Below are 19413 nucleotides of genomic sequence, written 5' to 3' on the forward strand. Positions count from 1 at the left end.
TGCACCTCCGTCTAGCCCGGATATCTCGCAGCAGATAGGCGCATCGAAGTGCCAAGACGGCGACGCGTTATCACAAGATAGCCGATGTTCCGGCCGCTATCGAGGCCCTGTTCGTGCGGTTTTTCTGTTGCCGCCAGCAGATTTGGAGTTGCTGGCTGCACAGGTGGATCGGGAGCGAGCCGAAGGCGGCGATCCAGCCGCCCATTGCACCTGCAACCCGTTTCGCCGTTGCCAGGATGCTGGTTCTAATCGGCTAATTTATCAATGAGACTTTGAACATCAGCGTGATGCGCAACAACGGACACAGGCGCGAGATGCCGCGCGCCACATGCGGGATCCAACCGGGAAATTTCACAAGTCGGTTCGGCTTGGGGTACACTGCGCACAGCAGATCATCTCCGCCTTCGTTGAAGAACAACGTCTCGCCCGCCCAGTCCGGGTGCCAATGCAGATGTGGATAATAGAGCAGCGTATAATGCTCGGGCCCGATCGAGTCCTTGTGCACCCCGCCTTCGGCACCGGACGGATAACCGTTGGCGTAGCAGCGCAGCAGCCGCGACCGGCCGCGCACTTTCTGCCACATCGCCTCAACCAGCGGGTATTGGCTCAGCTCCTGCTCGGCCTGCGTATGTCGATCCAGCCCAGCGGTTGGCACCTCCCAGAACCCGGCGAAGTGCTTGAACCAGTAACGGCTGGCGTCGTTGCCCATATGTGAACGCGCGCCGTAGCCCCAACCGGGAGCCTGCAAGAACTCATACATCTGCTCTTGCTCGACCTTGTTCAGATAGTTGTCTATCACTTCCACATCTGCGGCGCTGTACTGGCGCTGACTCGCGGAGGGTTGGCGTTGGATTGCTGTTGGCGTCGCTGACATTGTTTCATCCGATGACATTAATCGCACCTCGCAGCCCGATGAACCTATAGGTGGGCATCTGTCTTAGGATTGGGGTTGTCCATAGGCCGAAACATGATGAATATGTGGCTGGTAGGTTAGTGCATTTTGGCGTTGCCGTCAGAGAATTTCTGGGACTGGGTCTGTCGGAGGCTGCGTTCGAACACGCGCAGGTCTTTAGTGGGCGACGGTCATTCGTCAGCGTCGACAGCAAATGAGAAGGTGTCCGGGCTATGTCGACCGCTAGCGTCAAACTTGCTGTCATCATCGTCTCATACTGCAATGCCGATGATGTCGATCGTTGCTTGAAGTCACTCGCTCGTTCGGATTGGGATCACTTTGAGGTCTTCATTTGCGAAAATGGCGGGGAAGCAGCCTACGGGAGATTACTGGCTGCGCTCGTGGGGTCGGATCGAACGTTGCAACGAATTTCCGATGCGTCGGACACTCTTGACCAGCCACAGAAACGAGTGGTGTCGGTAGCGAAATGCCGATTTCAGAATCGCGCGAATGTCGTCCGAGTTGGGCTCGCGACCGAAAATCTCGGTTACGGAGGCGGCGTCAACGCGTGGCTAGAGCCACTACTCGGCGTCCCCGACTGGGGGTCAGTGCTTGTCCTTAATCCCGATACCGAAGTGGATAGCCGTAGCCTGTCGGAATTAATTGCCAAGTCTGCCGAGGGATTCGGCATGGTTGGCGGAAGCCTGGTTTTCGACAACAGCCCCGACAAGGTCATCAACTACGGATTGCATTGGTCCCGTGTGACGGGCCGCGTCGTCGCCGTAGGAAGGAATGCGCCAGCGGGTAGCGCACCATCGGCCGAGGACCTTGGCAGGATCGATGCCGTAAGCGGCGCGTGTGTTCTGGTAACGCGAGCGTTCGTCGAAGACGTCGGTCTCATGGCCGAGGACTACTTCCTCTATATGGAAGACCTCGATTGGGGACGCCGGCGGGGAAAGCACCGCATTGGCTTCGCGAGCAAAGCTGTCGTTCGCCACATTGGGGGAACGACCATCGGATCTGCCGTTGCCCCCGAGAAGCGCTCGCATCTCTCGATCTATCTGTCTGCCCGCAACAGCATTCTCTATGCTCGGCGCTTTGCGGGATGGCGCTGGATCTGCCATTTCGGAGTCGGGCTGTTGTTTGCAGCGCGATATATGCTCAAAGGCTCCTTGTCGGCCGGAAGAGTTGCTTTCGTGGGCTTGCTGGACGGCGCAAAGGGCAAGACGGGGCGGCCGGACGCCGCGCCCGGGCCGCAACAGCTCGGTTGATCGGCGCGCCGATCCCAATCAGGTCTAAGCACACGCCATTGGTTTGAACTTGCCCGGATGGCGGAGGGGGCGCCGGCATGTCAACTGTCCCCTCCAATACCGCCCCAACGGCAATCGACCCGAAAATCGACACGAGTATGTTCTTGATTTTGGCGGGCGAAATGCGCGTTTCAATATCCGTATTTTCCAACCGGTGAGCGTATCACCCCGGTATCCGACGGCAGATTCATCGATCCTCGACGGTTCGACTATTTAATCGTTTTTGTCCGCAAGATAATATTGACGGGGCGGGCTGATTCGGGCGGCCCCAGTATTCCCCAGCATGTGTTGAGGCTCGCCGTCGCAGCACTATGAAGCGAGCGCCGCGTGAAGATCAAACCGTTCTTGCGGCTATTTGGTCGTATTAAACGCCGTGATCTTATTAAATGCCTTGATGCGAAATTTACTCTGCGCAAGAACTGCCCGAAGCCGGCGTTTTTTCGCAATGCAATTAACTGCGCAGAAATTGTCGCTCCTTACCTTGAGGTCAACGTTGCGGTGCTGAGAACACCGGATTTATTCTTCTTGTGGTTTTTCGAGCACACTGAGACTTTGACCAGGGTAGCTAAGAAATCACCTTGGGTGGGCCGTCATGTCGTCCCAAAAAAGCCTCTGCCAACGACCAAGACGCATACCCGGGCGCTGCGCTAGCAGAGCTGCACTTGGGGTATCGTCGCTCGGGACAAAATTGGGCGCGTGCCTGGGACAAACTAGATAGGCACTATTAGGAGAGAACTAGATGGTATCCATTCCGCTGAGCTGGAATGACCCGATGTTTAACAGCGTCACTAATATCAATGGCGCTTCGGTTGCACAGGGCGGGACGCTTTCGAATAAGAGTATCAGCGACATGTCCAGCGGCGATGCGTCGGTCGGAGGCACGGGCTCGTTCAACCTCGACACCGTCCGCATTGATTCAAGGGAAGGCGTGCGCGTTGGGACCGGCGGCGACTTCAACATCAATAACTCGTATATCGAAACAACCGGACTGGCGGGCGATCACGCCGATGGTATTCAGGCCTATGCCCCCGGGGCCAGCGGGAATATCACCGTCACAAATTCATCTATTGTGTCCCACAACAACTCAAATGCGACCGCTGGAATTTGGATTGCGGATAATTATGGCGGGTCGCTCACGCTGGACAATGTGATGTTCGAGGGCGGTCCGTATGGACTGCGTATTGCCGCCGATGATCAAGATATCACGGTAGCTCTCAAGGACGTGTATTTTGTGGGACCCTTTGGTGGTGGCCCGCTACTCTTTCAGCAAGTGAATGCGAAAATACACATCACTCAGTGGGAAAACGTACGCACCGCGACGATCGTGAATGGTCAACTCGTTCCGGGCGATCTCATCCCGGCGCCTTTGCCGGTGGAAGGCGGCGGCGCTCCGAGCACGCCTCCGAGCAACCCTCTGGACGCGCCGGTGATCGCTTCATACTCGAACGACACAGGAAAAGTCGGCGACGGTATTACCAGCGACAACACGCTTCAGTTGAAGGGGACCGCTGCGGCAAATAGCACCATCAAGATCTTCGACGGCACGAAGCAGATCGGTACGACCACTGCGAATGCGAGCGGGGGTTGGGAGTATATTACGTCGGTGCTGACCAACGCCCAGCACGTGCTGAAGGCAACGGCCACCAACACGAGCGGCCAGACCAGCGCCGCTTCTGCCGCGCTTACGGTGACGGTCGACAATATTGCTCCGACTGCCCCGGCCGTGAAGAGCGATTCGGTCGTCGACACGAACAAGGTGCTGTTGTCCGGCACCGCCGAGGCGGGCAGCACGATCAAGGTCTATGAGGGGACGAACCTGGTCGGTACCGGGACGACGGCCGCGAATGGTACCTGGAGCATCACCACTAGCGCCATGTCGACCGGATCTCATACGCTGACGACCACGGCGACGGACGTTGCCGGCAATGTCAGTGCTGCCTCGCAGGTGGTCGATCCGGTGATCGGTGGCCCGACGACGACGCCGCCGACCCAGCCTTCCGCGACGCCGAAGATTGTCTCCTTCTCGAACGACAGCGGCAAGGCCGGAGACAACATCACCAACGACAACACGCTGACGCTCAAGGGCACCGCCCAGGCCAATGCCACGGTCAAGGTGTTCGATGGCAACACTCAGGTCGGGTCCATCAAGGCCGACGCCAGCGGCAACTGGAGCCTGACGACTGCGGCGCTGAAGGACGGTGCTCACAGCTTGACCGCCACCGGCACCGATTCGTCCGGGAAAGCCAGCGCGACGTCCACAGCGCTCGCCGTCACCATCGATACCACGGCGCCGACCGCGCCGGCGTTGAAGGCGAACTCTGTTGTCGATACCAGCCACGTGCAGTTGTCTGGAACGGCCGAGGCTGGCAACACTGTCAAGGTCTATGACGGGTCGAATGTCGTCGGTACCGCCACGGCGGGGACGAACGGGAGCTGGAGCGTCACCACCAGCGCTCTGTCGAACGGCACTCACGACCTCACCGCGAAGGCAACGGACGTTGCGGGCAATGTCAGCGCCGCGTCGCAGCCCTTCCATTCGGTGATCGGTGGTGGATCGACCACACCGTCTGGATTGACTGGCCTTGTCCAGGTCGACAACCATTATTTCCTCGGAGCTACTGGCCCCGAGCTGAAATATAGCGGCGCCGCTGTGACAGCCGGCCAATTCGATGACTGGATTCCAATCAGCTCAGTCAAGCTGGATGGCGGCGGCTACGATGTTGCGTGGAAAGACTCAAGCGGGCAGTTCACCTTCTGGACTACGGATAGTCAGGGCAACTTCAAGTTCTACCCGACCCACGGCGTTGCTCTTGCTGCCAACAGCACAACGGTCCAATCGTATGAGACTATTTTCCATCAGGATCTCAACGGGGATCACACCATCGGTGTTCCGGGCACAACCCCGACAACGCCAACCACTCCAGCTTCAGCGGTGAATTTCAGTTCGCTCACCACGAGCTCGAGCAATGTAGTTACGATGAAAGGCACTGCTGATGCATTCAGCCAAGTCAAGATGTACGACGGCAAGGCGTATATCGGGACGACGAGTGCCGGTGCCGACGGTAACTGGAGCTTCACGAGCACGTCTGCCGTATCCAACACCGTGCACTCGTTCAAAGCGGTAGGGGTCGACAGTGCCGGTCACACAACGGCCAGTTCGGGTAGCGCGATCCTTGGCTCGACAGGCAGCAATACGCTGACGAGCACATCGGGCAACGACTTGTTCGTCGGCAAGGGTCATCCAGACACGTTCGTATTCGCTGCGAATTTCGGTAAGGATGTCATCAAGGACTTCGCTGCTTCCGGGCCCTCGCACGATACGATCCAGTTCAGCAAGAGTGCGTTCAGTGACTTTGCCAGCGTTCTCAACCACGCTTCGCAGGTCGGGCAGGACGTGGTCATTGCGAACGGAGCTGACTCGCTCACGCTGAAGAACACCAAGCTTGGTGCACTGCAGAGCCACGACTTCCATTTCGCGTAAGCGAAGGGGCGCAATAAGTCGAAGAACATTCAGCGCCGTGGAGATTAATCTCCACGGCGCATGTTAGGGGACACGTGCCATGACTAATCTTGGACGGCGGGGAGATGTCTCCCCGTCGGTAAATATTGAGGAGATGGAAGTATCGCGATGGGCGATATTTATCGCCGCCTTAGGACTTCTGGCAGAGCGGGCGCGATCATCGTCGCGAGAGCTCACCAGGTTGGGCGAGCGTTCGGTCGAGATCGTGCGAGCGCGGCTGTTTGCCCGCCCGCCGCGTCCTGCCGACTTCTACGATGAGCCGCAATCCGAGATATCGGCATTCCTGAGTTCGTGCCGTCGGATATTCTGGAGCCTTGCCGCCTTCAGCGGCCTGAGTAACCTGCTGATGCTCACCGGCTCGTTCTTCATGCTTCAGGTTTATGACCGGGTGCTGCCCGGTCGCAGCATCCCGACGCTGGTCGCGTTGTTGGTGCTGGCGATGGTGCTTTATCTGTTCCAGAGCGGCCTCGACCTCGTCCGAAGCCGGATCAGTGTTCGGATCGGGCGTTACCTCGATGAAAGGCTCGGCCTTCGTGTGTTCGATGCAGTCGTGCGCCTGCCGCTCAAGACGCGCGGTGATGGCGACGGCCTGCAGCCATTGCGCGATCTCGATCAGGTCCGCAGCTTCTTGTCCGGAGGCGGGCCGACCGCGCTCTTCGATTTGCCCTGGATGCCGATCTATCTTGGCATCTGCTTCCTGTTCCATTTCTGGATCGGCGTGACCGCGCTGTTGGGCGCGCTGGTGCTGGTCGGAGTCACGGTCCTGACGGAGACCCGAACGCGCGGTCCGGCGAGGGCCTTCTCGCGTCTCGGGGTCGCGCGCAACGCACTCGCCGCCGAGGGGCGGCGAAACGCCGAGGTCCTGCAGGCGATGGGGATGAGGCGGCAGGCGGCGCTGCGCTGGCAGGACGTCAACAGCAAGTATCTCTCGGCGCATGAGCAGGCGAGCGACGTTGCGAGCGGGCTCGGCGGGCTCTCGAAGTTCTTTCGCTCGTTTCTGCAGTCGCTTGTTCTTGCGGTCGGTGCGGTTCTTGTCATCAACCAGGAATCGACCGCCGGCATCATCATCGCCGGCTCGATCCTGACGGCGAGGGCGCTTGCGCCCGTGGAGGTGGCGATCGCGAACTGGAAGGGATTCGTTGGCGCCCGACAGTCGGCGCATCGGCTGGATCGCTTGCTGAAGCTCCTTCCCGACGAAGTTTCGCCGCTTGGACTGCCTGCGCCCAAAGAGGCGCTCGTCGTGGAGCAGCTCTATGTCGCGCCCCCGGATTCAGAGAAGCTGATCCTCTCAGATGTCTCGTTTCAGTTGAAAGGCGGCGAGGGCGTGGGAATTATCGGCCCCAGTGGGTCCGGTAAGTCGACGCTGGTTCGGGCCCTGGTCGGCGTCTGGCCGCGGCTGCGCGGCAAGATCAAGCTCGACAACGCTGCGCTGGAGCAATGGTCGCCCGACGCGCTGGGCAAGCACATCGGCTATCTGCCGCAAGACGTCGAGCTGTTTGAGGGCAGCATTGCCGTCAACATCGCGCGGTTCGACCTTCAGGCCACATCCCAGGGGGTGCTGGATGCCGCACAGGCAGCCGGCGCGCATGATCTCATCCTCTCGCTCCCGGATGGCTATGCCACCAAGGTCGGCGAGGGCGGAATGGCCCTATCCGCCGGTCAGCGGCAACGCATCGGGCTCGCCCGGGCACTCTACGGCAATCCCTTCCTGGTGGTGCTTGATGAGCCGACATCGAACGTCGATTCCGAAGGCGAAGAGGCGCTCACGGAAGCGATCCTGAATGTTCGCCGCCGTGGTGGCATCGTGGCGGTGGTTGCGCACCGGCCGAAGGCGCTCGAAGCGGTCGACCATGTCCTGGTGATCGGCGAAGGAAGGCTTCAGTCGTTTGGGCCGAAAGAGGAGGTGCTCAACAAGGTGCTGCGACCAGCAGCTCCGCTCCGGGTTGTGGCAGACGGGCAGGGAGGCGGACGATGGATCGCCAAGTAGTCCAAGTTGTAACGCCGGCGCTGCACTCCATCCAGCGCTACATCATCGTCGGCATGTTCATGGTCGGCTTCGTCACCTTCGGTATTGGCGGCTGGGCTGCGACGTCGCAATTGTCGGGCGCCGTGATTGGCCAGGGCGTCGTCGTGGTGGATTCAAGCGTGAAGAAGGTCCAGCACGCCACCGGCGGCATTGTCGGCGAACTGCGTGTCCGCGACGGTGACCGCGTGAAAGCCGGAGATATTCTGATCCGCCTCGACGAGACCCAGACGCTTGCGAATGCAACGATCGTCACCAAGAGTTTCGACGAATTGCTCGCTCGCCAGGCGCGCCTTGAGACGGAGCGCGACGGCGCCGATCAGATCGTATTTCCGCCGACGCTGCTTGAACGGGCGAGAGACAGCAAACTGGAGGCGGGGCGCGCGATCTCGGCGGAGCGCACCTTGTTTGATCTGCGCCGACAGTCCCGGAGCGGCCAAAAGGCGCAGCTCAAGGAGCGCAAGGCACAGCTTCAGGATGAGATCAAAGGTTATGCCGGTCAGGCCGAGGCCAAGCAGAAGGAGGTCGACTATATCCGCCAGGAACTCGAGGGCGTCAGGACGCTCTTCCAAAAGAACCTGGTGCCGATCACGCGCCTGACCGCGCTCGAGCGCGACAGCGCGCGGCTGGAAGGCGAGCGTAGCCAGTTGAGCGGCATGATGGCGCAGGCAAAGGGAAAGATCGCCGAAATCGAGCTTCAGATTATCCAGATCGATCAGGACCTGCGAACCGAGGTTGGCAAGGATCTCATCGAAACGCGCTCCAAGCTTTCTGAACTCACCGAGCGGAAGACCGCGGCGGTGGATCAGCTCAACCGCATCGATATTCGCGCGCCGCAGTCCGGCCGCGTTCATCAGCTTTCGGTTCACACCGTGGGAGGTGTGATCGCGCCCGGTGAGCAGATCATGCTCATCGTGCCCGATGCGGACGCCCTCGCGGTCGAAGTCAAGATCGCACCGCGCGATATCGATCAGGTGTATGCCGGCCAGACCGCGACCATGCAATTTGCGGCGTTCAATCAGAAGACGACGCCAGAAGTCGACGGTGAGGTTAGTATGGTGTCGGCGGACCTGACGCAGGACCAGCGGACCGGCGGGAGCTATTACACGGCGCGCATCCTGCTCAAGGCGGACGAGCTTGCAAGGCTCGGATCGGCCAAGGTGGTGCCGGGCATGCCGGTCGATGTCTTCATCAAGACGCCGGCGCGAACCGCGCTGTCGTACCTGGTCAAGCCATTGCGGGATCAGGCCGGGCGCGCATTCAAGGAACGCTGAGATTAGCGAACTGGCGGCGTGGTCGGTCATCCATCATAGCGCGGGTGACCGGCCCGCTCGCGAAGACTCCGCCATCGATATTGATGCTTTTTGTCCGCCGGAACGCGCTGGTCCGGCGGGCCGATGATGTGGCCTGAGATCGCGCTCATTGCGCGTCGCTCGAAACTAGCCGAATCAATTCCGCAACGCCCATGCCAAGTAGGCACTTCATGGAGGGCGACGGTGCATCGCGATTTTATGTATATTAATTTTATAATATAAACTTGAATATGCCTTCAAAACATTTATTATTTTAATTGCGACAATGGTGATTTTGAGGACTGTTCGGCTCAATGATTGCTTGGTTGAGGGGTGAGGTTGTGTGGGACGGACGGGCCCTTTTGGTTCCCGCAACCGTGCCATCCGGTCAGGCCATTTGCAGGATACCTCGTGAGACGGTTCACGTGCTGCGATTGTATTCTGACGCGATCGGTCGTGAGATAAATCTTGAACGGCAGAACATAGTGGAGAAGCTTGCTCCATTCCTCATTACGAAGCTGGCCCGAGCCAACCACGGCGAAGTCGTTGAGTTGTTCCCTTGGGAGGTCGACGACTAAAAGGGCGATGCCGATCCGTCCGACCTGAGGAATCTCCAAAAAACAGTCATGAATTGTGTTTCGACGGATCCGCACGACCCAGTCTCGTGGTGGGACTTTGAAGCTCACCCCACGGAAGTCGTTCGGCGTTGCAGGACGAGTTCTCCGCCACATTGATGACAGGCGAAACGGTTCTGGTCAGACGAAGTTCGCGAAGAAATCTGGACCAGAGATAATCTAGCACGGTCCAGAATACCGGTTGCTGCGTATACAGCTCGCCGCGAAAGACGACGAACGAGCGTTGCGCTCCTGCGGTAAGATGCCGAATGAGGTTCGCGTTCGATCCATCGGGGGTCAGCTTTGCGACGTGCATTTCGCATGATGCTGTAGTGGCGCGGATGACCAGCGTTCCGGTCTCGTAGGTCGTGACCACATTGAAGTGCTTGCGTTCAAGAAATTCAACAAGGTCTTCCTTTAGATGACCTTGATAGTCAGGCGGGAGCACGATCTTCCATGCGATGGCTAGCGCGAGCGCGGCGGCAAGCGCTCCCTTAAATACGCTGGAAAAATTCACGCCTCACCCCTAGCAGGCAGCAACCGAGGATCAAGCCCAGCATGAGGATATTGCTAACAGCAGCTCCCAAATCGCTATGGAATGTTTCGTAGTGCCATTGGCTTAAGCCCATCAAACTCATCCGCGTAACATTCACCGCGATCACCGACGCGCAAGCCAGTAAGCACCAGAACACATCGTGGGTAGATCTCTTATGGTCGACCAATCGGCTCACGGTAACCCAGCAGAGAAATGCAAGCGACATGTTTGCAAGCGAAGAACAACTTGGCAGGATGACCAAAACTCCCGAACCGTCGGCGAACTCAACGATGTCTCCGGTCCGGGGAGTGTGCAATAACCAGCCGACAAGCGAGGCATCCATCCGCAATATGAAGTCGGCAAAGAACTGAAACAACAGCCGGCTCCAGAGCACAGGCACGGTGGTTGCCACCAATATGAAAGCACCACGCCGAGATGACGGATTCTCGGTGAAGATGATGACGTAGAAGCCCAGCGCCGTTACTGCGAGCCAGCTCAAAGCGCCGATTGGCAGAATGACCAGAAATGCAAATGCTGCGCCTATGGCGAGTTCGAAAGAACGAATCCCAACCGTTCGATCTTGAAGAACGAGGTATACCCCCGCGGCACACGATACCCAAACAAGTACGCTCACCTCGAAGGTTTCAAAGAAGGCCTCCACCCACCCAAGCTTGTTTATCGATTGGATGACGCGTGCCGCGAGCCCACTCAAGCAGCCAAGGGCAAAGAGTCCCGCGAAGAACTCGCCGCGCGACTGATCGCTCGCCACTTTCGATAGGTTTCGGGTCAAGATTAATTCATTTAAAATGGTCATTGCGATTTAATAGCTCGCTTTATTTACTTTATCCATCGTTTTTGCGATGACAGAGGTTTTTATGGTCGGGCTCTGGTATGAATCGTTGATGGGGCCGCCCCGAGCGGTGGACGGGCGCGCCGGGAGCGGATTCCATGTAAGGAGCCCGCTCACCCAATGTCGCGGCCGTGGCGGGCCCGCTCACCAAATCGAGTTGCTATACACTTCTTGCGTTCCATGCAGTGCAACCCGATCGGTTCGGAGTAATATACTCGAAGAAGCCAGTACCGGGATCTGGCGGTTCACATTGCTGCGTAGTTGCGCAGAGTCTGTAGTTGCGCAGAGTCTATTGTCTAGCCGTTTTTCATTTCTCTATGGAAGTGCTCTAAGACAAAGTGGCGGTACACCTTACGCGCCTGAACGTAGATATGGTGCATAGGCATGGAACCCCAACCTTCCATTGAGACTACGGGGTCTGAACGTAACCCATAATACGTGGCGCCGAAGAGATTATAGTGACCGGCTCCGTTATATATGTTGTATTGCAACGACAACTCAGTCTCATTTGCAACCACGCGGTGACTGTTCGTGCTCATGAGGGGTTCAATAGCCAATGTATAGGCTATAGGGCCTGTTGTTTTCCAGACGCCCCTGCCTCCGACGCCGTGTACCCACGATCGGTAATTTTGAATGTTTTTCAGGACCTGTTCAATCACTCTCCTCAGAAACGGATGGCCAGGCACGGTTATGATATGCCACTGCTGCACTTCCCGTTTTCGGTCAAAGCCAAACTCTTTTTGCATGCCCCAACCAGCGAACGGCTCACCAGGCTCATTACGCCAATGCGCTAGAATGAACTTGTCGTCCGGTCGAATAACGCTGTCGAGGGGCTTGAGAGTTGTGCTTTTGATATCAAGATAGACGCCTCCATGCTTGTACATGAGGAGATAGCGGAAAAGGTCCGCTCGCGCTGCTCCGTACTGCGGATTGATCCTACGGAACAGATTACTAATTTCTGCGCCATAAGAGTTGACGATAAAAGTATCGACCGCTCGATCGTCGTACAGTCGATATTCCCAACCCGGGTTCATGGCTTTGATGGCTTGGATATTGTCTGCCAAGACGTCAGATAGCCGATTTTTCGAGGGGCATGTTTGATGGATAATCCGGGGAATTTGAGATCCCATATCAAAGGTCGGAATTTCGATTGGAGCATTCATGCTGATCTCCATACGTCGTACTTCGAAGGGCGATTTGGTGTGCGGTGGTATGACGGTGCAAAACGTCGCCTTTGTAGAACTCTTCTATCTAGGCGGATACGACGGCGGGCGCAGCGAGGCGCCAAGGTCGTGGAGGCAACCGCGAGGGGGTCGGCGGGACCGGGGGCCTGCGCAAGGTCAGTATCGTGCCGCGAGCCGATGACCATCCGATCCGGCCAACCTTGTGATCCTAGCCTGAGCTTTGGAGAGTATCGACTTCAGTAACGTGTTGTATCTATGGACATTTATAAAATGCGCTTGCAGGCGTGCTACGGCCATTATCGTCTGCTACCGTGAGGCTTTAGTCAATTAAAAGGTTGATCTACGACCGTTAATATATTCTATTTAATTTGAAGGTTGGAAATATTAGATGATGGTTTAAAGTGGTTTATTAAATCCCGCTGGCGTCATGGGGGCGCACCGTATACTTGCAGCCTCCGGCGGCTGCGGGTGACGGAGAACGCGAGATGAGCAGCAGGCCTCGCGTGGCGGTTCCCGTTGCGTCCTCGTTCGACGCATGATGGTGATACAATGAAGCCCGCCCAGGATTCGGCTGAACAAGAGGGCTTTGGATGTCGCCAGACTTCAATTCCGGAATGTCCGAACAGCGCGTCGACGAATGGCTCGGGCTCGTCAGGCGTTTTCTGCAGATTCTCGCAGCGCGTAAGAAACGTCAGTTCTCCCGAAGGGTGTCGATCGGCGATCTCCTCACAGAGCGAGGGGATAACGCGGCCGCGTACGGCTTCGGCGAGGGCACCACGATGTACGACAACGTACTCGTGCTCGGAGACGTCCGGGTCGGCCGGCATACATGGATCGGACCCGGCTGCATTCTGGACGGTTCGGGCGGAGGCTTGCAGATCGGCGATTGGTGCTCGATATCCGCCGGCGTTCAAATCTATACACATCATACCGTCAATCGCTCTATCTCGCTCGGCGAGAAGCCGGTCGACTACGCTCCGACCAGGATCGGAAACGGTGTCTATATCGGTCCGAATTCCATCGTTCAGATGGGCGTGACCCTTGGCGACAAAGCCATCATTGGCGCGAACTCCTTCGTCAATCGGGATGTGCCGGCGGGCGCCAAAGTATTCGGATGCCCGGCCCGAATGCGAGAAGCCGCGGAATCACCGGCTGGGGGCGTCGGCTGTGATCACGGCGCCAAGCCTTCTCGTGCTTCTGCCGGCTCTGCTGATTAGATCTGCCGACGGCGTAGCGCTTGCTCGAAATAGAGCGCCGCGCGGCCCAAGAACATGCCCACGCTGCCGCCCGCCATCTTTTCAAAGGCGTCCACCAGTCGCGCGTGCCGATCTATGGTCACGAGTTGCATGAGTTCAAAGAGTGCGGCGCTGCCAATGACGACGAACCACACAAACATGACGTGGCGCGGATAGGCCAAGTGGAAGAGGAAGCCGACGGTCGCAAATGCGGCAATATGTTCCAGGCTGGTTGAGGCCGGGAGCGTTGGCCTCGCGCCGATTGGCGACACCGAGGCATAGGCAAGAAAGCACAGGAGTGCCCAAGCGACGACCGCGACGAGTTTCTGAGCCATGGGGGCACTGGTTCTTAGAGGAAATCCCGGAGGCGAGCGATTTCGATGATCTGTTCGGCGGGCAATACGGCCGTCACAAGCCGCGTTTGCGGTTCAGTACGTATCTCGTAGAGATGGCGTTGGTGTGCAGGCTTGGCCAGGAATGCCCGGATACACGCGTCCAAAGAGCCCTCAAACAAAACGTATGGTTCAGGCCAGCGGGTTCTCTTTGCGCGCTCATTCCCGATTGAAGGCCATTTCCTCAGTGTCGCAGTTGCGCTGAAATCGACGGGCGCGCACGGCAAAGATCCAATATATGCATCCGCCTCGCGCGTCCGGTGAGGCGAGGGTGCGGTTGTTTGCGCCGCTCTAATCATGGGGCCAGTCGAAGCTGGACGGGCCGGGATCCACGCCTGAAGAGACGTGGAACGTCTTGGCCTCTCCTTCGCCGGCGATTTCGGTCGTCGAACCATCACGCAGGGGCTTCGAAGGTTCGATCGAACTTGGCGGCATCATCTCTTTCCAGGCCGAAACCTTGGTCGTAACGCCATTGGGCAGATTGCAGATGCTGCGCTGGGACACTGTCCTCTCCTGCGGCTTTAGCTGCGCTGCACTATCTCCCTGGTCGGAACCTCCTTAAATTTCATGGCCGCGCATGCCCGCAGAGGTGGCCGCTGGCATCAAGTAAATTAAATATATTTAAATCGCAAGCGATTTAAAAGGAAATAATTGGGTGTGTGGGAGGCCGCCGGTGCGGGCCTGCAATCGAAGTTGTGCCGCAGGCAAGCGGTCAGCATGCTTTGTGACGATGCTTACCGCACGGTGACGGTTGAGCGCGTCAATGTTTGACATAGCGCGCACCACCGCTCGACCTGCTGCAGGCCGCGCAGCAGCTCGAACGGCGGAGCGATCGTGTGTCCGTTCCGGTGGTAGCGGATGCAAGGGCGCAATCGGACAGTTAGAGCGCCGCCTGGCTCGGCCTGTGCACCGGGAGTCGATTAGGATCGAAGGAGATGGCCGGGTCAAGCGTGCGTGAGCGTCGGCGGGCGAGCGTCTCGCTCGGGTAGAGAGATCAAAGAAGGCTGTGGAGCTTTGTTAACGGGGCCATCACATAGCAGTGTTCAGACCCATGATAGGGGAATGCCAGAGGTAAAATGCGAGAAGGCGATGCCCGCAGTGATGTTTTATTTTCAGATGGAAATCCATTCGAGGTTGACCCGCGGTTCCACGCTGACTAGGCTATCGTATAGTTAAAACAGCTCATACTTCTCGAATTAAGTGAGCCGAAAATTCCAGTGCAGGGTCATGGGCCGAGATAGTTCTGGGCCTGGTGCAGCGGTATCCTGATCTTCGAGACCCTTCGGAGGAAACCATTTGTTTGGTGCCTTCGGAAGAAACCGCCTGAATCTGCGCTTCGCTCAATTGACCTCGCGGTGCAATCGGATATGAGCGGTTCGACTGTTAAATGGCGATGCGATCGAAACAACGTTGTTGCGGCGCTCCGCCGTGGAGCGCCGATGATGTCCAACAATGATCCAAGGAAGCGGGACTCGGATCGCGATGATCGTGGTAGCGGAAGGTTGGTTTAACGCGACACGACCGGCGAACGAGGTCAAATTGATACGCGGTTACCGCTATGAAAATCAGGTTGCACCGCATCTAACACGAACGGCTAGCTTGCGCGGATAATGACTAACATTCTACCTGGAGCAAGGGCGTTAGCGACGCCTTCGGTGTTTCGCCTCTCGTTTCTGACTGTGGGTATTTATGATAATTGTGATGCTGCTCGGGCCGAGTCTTCGGCTATGTCGGGTGGCGGATCCGGCCGCTAGCTGCCGGCCCGAGCGCGTTTAGGCGGGAAGATGAAGAAGCACTCTCACGAGGAGATATTGTTGAAGCTCGTTCGAGCAGACGACCTTGCTCGAGCGGGCAATTCCCAAGTGGAGATTTGCAAGGCGCTCGGGGTAAGCGTGATGACGCTTCATCGTTGGCGGAAACTGCCTCTGCGCAGGACTGATGCGGTCGTTCCGTCCGATCCTGTGGGTGAAGGGAAGGTGCCAACCAACTCGCCAACGATTGATGAAATGCGCCGTGTGCTGGAGGAACTCACGCTGGAGAACCAGCGGCTGCGGAAGATCGTCACGGATCTCCTGCTGGAGAAGATGCGGCTTGAAGAAGCTTCGGCCGAGGCCTTTCCCGTTAGCCAGGCACGCAAGGCCTGATCAATCCTTGTTGAGCCCTCGTGACCGCAGCTAGCTGATCTTCCGCTGGGGTGACAATCGCAAACTCCATGGCGGGGCTTCCGGCAGCCAAAGTGCTTGCCGGCAAGGCCGAGCATTGTTGCGGGAACAGGCGTTGGATGTTGCAATGATCCGAACGCTTGATTGACTGTGAACAAACTCGCTCCGAGCGGCCGGCATATATGTCGCGGACGCTTTTCGTAGACATCGCGCGCTATCGTCGGCTTCGGTGGGAGTGGTGGAAATCGCGCTAAAGCATGATGATTTTCTTCGAATCATCATCCCGCTCTATCTTGTTTGAGCATGATCTCCGCGCAAACGCTTCGCGTTTGTCGCGAGGGAAAACCGGTATCCACTTTTCCGGATGATGCTCTAATCCTCTCCAACCGCCCATTCTACTGCGTCTGCGAGCTGTTGGATCTCCTGATCCGCCGCGTCTCCGGGCATGAAGCTCGCGACCGATTGACCGCTTGTAAAGGAGCGGACGAATGCCGAGCGACTGGCGATGGGAGGCGCGACGATCTCACCGAACTCGCTCAACTCCTCGACCAGTTGTCGGCCCTCGAGGGTGCGGCGATCGAGCCGGTTAGGAACCAGAATGACCTTGATCGCATCGCGCCGGCGCGCGCGTGCCGCATCGATGATGGCAAGCGTCTGTACAGTCGCGTCGAGATCAAGTCCGGAGGGGGTGCAGGGGACTAGTATCAGGTTTGCCAGGGCGATCGACGCACCCATTTCGCGCGCGTTCGGGGCGGTGTCGATTACCACGAGACCGGCCTGGATATTTCGCACCTCCTGGGCCCAGGCGGATACGGTGGTGCCTTCCAGAGCCATTTCGTAAACGGGGAATTCCAGGTTGCCCGGCTCGGCCCACTGCGAGGCGGAGCGCTGCGGATCACTGTCGACCAGCGCGACGTCATGACCGCGGCGCGCCAGCTCGGCCGCGATACAGACCGCAATCGTGGTCTTGCCAACCCCGCCTTTTCGCTGGGTCACAGTAATGGTCCTCCGCATTGGTATGGGAGAGGTCATGCGGCGCCACACTAACAAATCTTCACATTTCAAAGCAAAATCAGCCGGTTACACTACCACTACCTAACGCATATCGACAATTGGCTTCTTCATGGAACCTCCCGGGATGTTCGGATTGTGGCCTGCCTGATCCCCACGCATACCTCATCCGCAGATTCCGTATGGTTGTAGCCGCGGATTGTGCCGAAATTACCCGAAAAAGCGCCCCTTCGGGGGCGGACTCGGATCGCCGGCCCGGCGATTAACAATGGCGTGACATTGAGCTCAAATCTGAGTTAATCGCGCGTGAATTTAATCCTTGACTTCGATTGTGCAGCGCGACTAACAATGGCTTAACAAACGACGCGATGCACCTTAACATTGAACATGGTTGTGTCGGGTTGAACTAGGCCTCTTCACTCTCGTTGTAGTTGTAGCACCTTCAACTTGCAGCACATTGGCGCTGACCGGCGTGTCAGCTGATCGGTTGAAAAATCTTGGAATCTTGCCAGAGGGTACCATGGCCGTTACCTACTTGACGAAGACTGAGCTGGGTCAATTTCTCCACCACAGCGGCAACAACATCGAGTCGAGTGTCAGATCGGCATTGATCGACTCGTTAGAGCAGAGCGGTGTGTTCAACGATGGCGGAGAGGATGGCACGAGGGGATGGTTTCAATCCGGACCATTTGCCGGTGGGCCGGTGGCTCCCACCATTCAGCTGCTGGACGTTAAAACCTCCACGACGGTCGACACGACTCCCAATCTGAAAGCGATCATCCTCGATGACGCCGGTGGAAAAACGCTCAATGTGAACGGTGCCGACAACGACGTGTTCGTTGCAATGGGCAAGGGCTCCGACACCGTGCACCTGCACGACAGTGGCGATGATACGGTCTACGGCGGTGGTGGCAACGACCTGATCACCGGCGGACACGGCAATAGCTCGCTGTTTGGCGGTGCCGGCAACGACAGCATCTATGGCGGCACCGGCAACGACACGCTGGATGGCGGTAGCGGCAACGACTACCTGCTGGCCGGCACCGGTGCTCAGTCGCTGGTCGGCGGCGATGGCAACGATCTGATCAAGGACCTCACGTCCGGGCACAGCACGCTTTCGGGCGGCAGCGGCAATGACACCTTGGTCGGCGTGCAGGGCGATGTTTTCGAGGGTGGCAGCGGTAACGATCAGATCTGGCTCTATGGTGGCGCCGCGGGTGCAAACTCGACGTTGCAGGGTGGAGACGGCAACGATACCTTCCACATCCAGTCGCACTCCGGGAACGATACGATCATTGGTGGCAACGGCAACGATACGGTCGACTTTGCGGATCGTTCCTTCTTTGATGTCACCAAGATTGACGTTGATGCGAGCACGTCAACTTATACGCTCCACTTCAGTGACAATCAGACGGTTGCGGTCAGCGGAGTTGAAGATCTTCACTTCAACGACCAGGTCGTCACTCTGCCGAAACTCTAACTCGGCTGCTGAAGGTCATGCTAGTGAAGGCCCCGCTTCTGCGGGGCTTTTGCTTTTGTGACCGGAAGATGAGTTCAGGCGCGATTTTACGCCTTTGTCAGGCCACATCGATCAGGTGATGTCGTTTACGCTTGATTTCGTATTGTTCTCACCCGCGTCCGATTGCGTCAGGAACCAATCTTGTCCGCCAGTATGAAGCGCTTGCTTAATGCGGGCTCCGGCCCCGGACCTGCCCGCCGAATTGCTCGAATGGTTGGCGAGCAAGGTTGGGAGGAAGTGCGCTTCGACATCGATCCGGAAGTCAAACCGGACGTTCTCGGCTCAATCTTTGATCTCGGCGGTTCCTTCGAACCGCAATCATTCGATGCTGTCTGGTCGTCGCATGTGCTCGAGCATCTCTATGCGCACGAGGTCTTTCCGACGCTGCGTCAGTTCCATCGGGTCTTGAAACCCGACGGGTTCGCCTTGATCACAAGCCCGGATATCGAATCAGTCGCTCAATTCATCGTCGAGCACGGGATTGCCGCCATCGCCTACAATTCGCCGGCGGGTCCGATCAGGCCGCTCGACATGCTCTACGGCCATTCGCGCGCCATCGAGGAGGGGCATGTCTATATGGCCCATCGCACCGGATTTACGGCCGAGCGCCTTGGCAACCTGCTGTTGATGGCGGGCTTTCCGACCGTGTCGATAACAACGGAGAACTTCGAGGTTTGCGCGCTCGCGCTGATGCCCGAGGCCGATAGCGAGGGCATCCAGAGGACTTTGTTAGAAACGGGCTTTAATTTTCAGGAAGCGTCGGTCTAGACGCTGATCACGGTGCCGGTTCGGCTGACAGTGCAACCTGCAGTCGACGGCCGCGAGCATTCGCTATCACGCTAAATGTTAGTATTCCTGTCGTTTTTGTTGTATA

The 19413-nt window shown here is 57.8% G+C and carries 15 protein-coding genes and 1 pseudogene; 9 read left to right on the forward strand and 7 right to left on the reverse strand.

What is annotated here, in order from left to right; translation table 11 throughout:
- Positions 1-253: 253 nt before the first annotated feature.
- Positions 254-874 (reverse strand): 2OG-Fe(II) oxygenase, encoded by a 621-nt coding sequence (locus tag OZ411_RS00910; protein WP_130576718.1) that lies wholly within the window; start codon positions 872-874, stop codon positions 254-256.
- A gap of 251 nt (positions 875-1125) precedes the next feature.
- On the opposite strand from OZ411_RS00910, the gene OZ411_RS00915 reads away from it, so the two are divergent.
- From OZ411_RS00915 to OZ411_RS00935, 5 genes and pseudogenes are all read left to right on the forward strand, one after another.
- Positions 1126-2163, forward strand: coding sequence for a glycosyltransferase family 2 protein (locus OZ411_RS00915; RefSeq protein ID WP_282526398.1), 1038 nt, complete (start codon positions 1126-1128; stop codon positions 2161-2163).
- Positions 2164-2529: 366 nt separating this feature from the next.
- A complete protein-coding gene (locus tag OZ411_RS00920; RefSeq protein WP_282526399.1) occupies positions 2530-2853 on the forward strand; it encodes a hypothetical protein in 324 nt (107 codons plus the stop codon).
- 88 nt (positions 2854-2941) lie between these two features.
- On the forward strand, positions 2942-5683 hold the full coding sequence (locus OZ411_RS00925; RefSeq protein WP_282526400.1) for an Ig-like domain-containing protein: 2742 nt from the start codon (positions 2942-2944) through the stop codon (positions 5681-5683).
- A 79-nt stretch (positions 5684-5762) separates the two neighbouring features.
- The gene (locus OZ411_RS00930; protein WP_245475609.1) at positions 5763-7709 is read left to right on the forward strand and encodes a type I secretion system permease/ATPase; all 1947 of its coding nucleotides are present in this window, start codon (positions 5763-5765) and stop codon (positions 7707-7709) included.
- Positions 7649-9019 (forward strand): annotated as a pseudogene (locus OZ411_RS00935) (HlyD family type I secretion periplasmic adaptor subunit); the annotation flags it as partial. The gene OZ411_RS00930 and the pseudogene OZ411_RS00935, both read left to right, overlap by 61 nt.
- Before the next feature lie 642 nt (positions 9020-9661).
- On the opposite strand, the gene OZ411_RS00940 reads toward OZ411_RS00935, so the two are convergent.
- The 3 genes from OZ411_RS00940 to OZ411_RS00950 form a co-directional block, all read right to left on the reverse strand.
- Positions 9662-10168 (reverse strand): hypothetical protein, encoded by a 507-nt coding sequence (locus tag OZ411_RS00940; RefSeq protein WP_282526402.1) that lies wholly within the window; start codon positions 10166-10168, stop codon positions 9662-9664.
- Complete coding sequence (locus OZ411_RS00945) at positions 10146-10976, reverse strand: hypothetical protein (RefSeq protein ID WP_282526403.1); 831 nt, start codon at positions 10974-10976, stop codon at positions 10146-10148. The genes OZ411_RS00940 and OZ411_RS00945 overlap by 23 nt, the downstream gene beginning before the upstream one ends.
- Positions 10977-11332: 356 nt before the next feature.
- The gene (locus tag OZ411_RS00950; RefSeq protein WP_282526404.1) at positions 11333-12199 is read right to left on the reverse strand and encodes a glycosyltransferase; all 867 of its coding nucleotides are present in this window, start codon (positions 12197-12199) and stop codon (positions 11333-11335) included.
- Positions 12200-12810: 611 nt separating this feature from the next.
- On the opposite strand from OZ411_RS00950, the gene OZ411_RS00955 reads away from it, so the two are divergent.
- Positions 12811-13437: an acyltransferase gene (locus tag OZ411_RS00955; protein ID WP_130576702.1), complete on the forward strand. Its 627-nt coding sequence runs from the start codon at positions 12811-12813 to the stop codon at positions 13435-13437.
- On the opposite strand, the gene OZ411_RS00960 is transcribed toward OZ411_RS00955, so the two are convergent.
- Positions 13434-13790: a VanZ family protein gene (locus OZ411_RS00960; protein WP_282526405.1), complete on the reverse strand. Its 357-nt coding sequence runs from the start codon at positions 13788-13790 to the stop codon at positions 13434-13436. The genes OZ411_RS00955 and OZ411_RS00960 overlap by 4 nt on opposite strands.
- A gap of 348 nt (positions 13791-14138) precedes the next feature.
- Positions 14139-14351, reverse strand: a complete 213-nt coding sequence (locus OZ411_RS00965) for a hypothetical protein (protein WP_130576698.1) — start codon at positions 14349-14351, stop codon at positions 14139-14141.
- A 1280-nt stretch (positions 14352-15631) separates the two neighbouring features.
- Between OZ411_RS00965 and OZ411_RS00970 the strand changes: the two genes are divergently transcribed.
- A complete protein-coding gene (locus OZ411_RS00970; protein ID WP_130576696.1) occupies positions 15632-15991 on the forward strand; it encodes a helix-turn-helix domain-containing protein in 360 nt (119 codons plus the stop codon).
- A 390-nt stretch (positions 15992-16381) separates the two neighbouring features.
- Here OZ411_RS00970 and OZ411_RS00975 read toward each other — a convergent pair whose 3' ends face one another.
- Positions 16382-17023 carry a ParA family protein gene (locus tag OZ411_RS00975; protein WP_282526423.1) on the reverse strand — a complete coding sequence of 214 codons (642 nt, stop codon included), beginning with the start codon at positions 17021-17023 and terminating at the stop codon, positions 16382-16384.
- Between the two features lie 517 nt (positions 17024-17540).
- On the opposite strand from OZ411_RS00975, the gene OZ411_RS00980 reads away from it, so the two are divergent.
- Together OZ411_RS00980 and OZ411_RS00985 are read left to right on the forward strand one after the other, a co-directional pair.
- The gene (locus OZ411_RS00980) at positions 17541-18500 is read left to right on the forward strand and encodes a calcium-binding protein (RefSeq protein ID WP_282526406.1); all 960 of its coding nucleotides are present in this window, start codon (positions 17541-17543) and stop codon (positions 18498-18500) included.
- A gap of 180 nt (positions 18501-18680) precedes the next feature.
- Complete coding sequence (locus OZ411_RS00985) at positions 18681-19307, forward strand: class I SAM-dependent methyltransferase (RefSeq protein WP_282526407.1); 627 nt, start codon at positions 18681-18683, stop codon at positions 19305-19307.
- Positions 19308-19413: the final 106 nt, after the last annotated feature.

It is taken from the genome of Bradyrhizobium sp. Arg237L (assembly GCF_029990105.1).
Classification (GTDB): Bacteria; Pseudomonadota; Alphaproteobacteria; order Rhizobiales; family Xanthobacteraceae; genus Bradyrhizobium.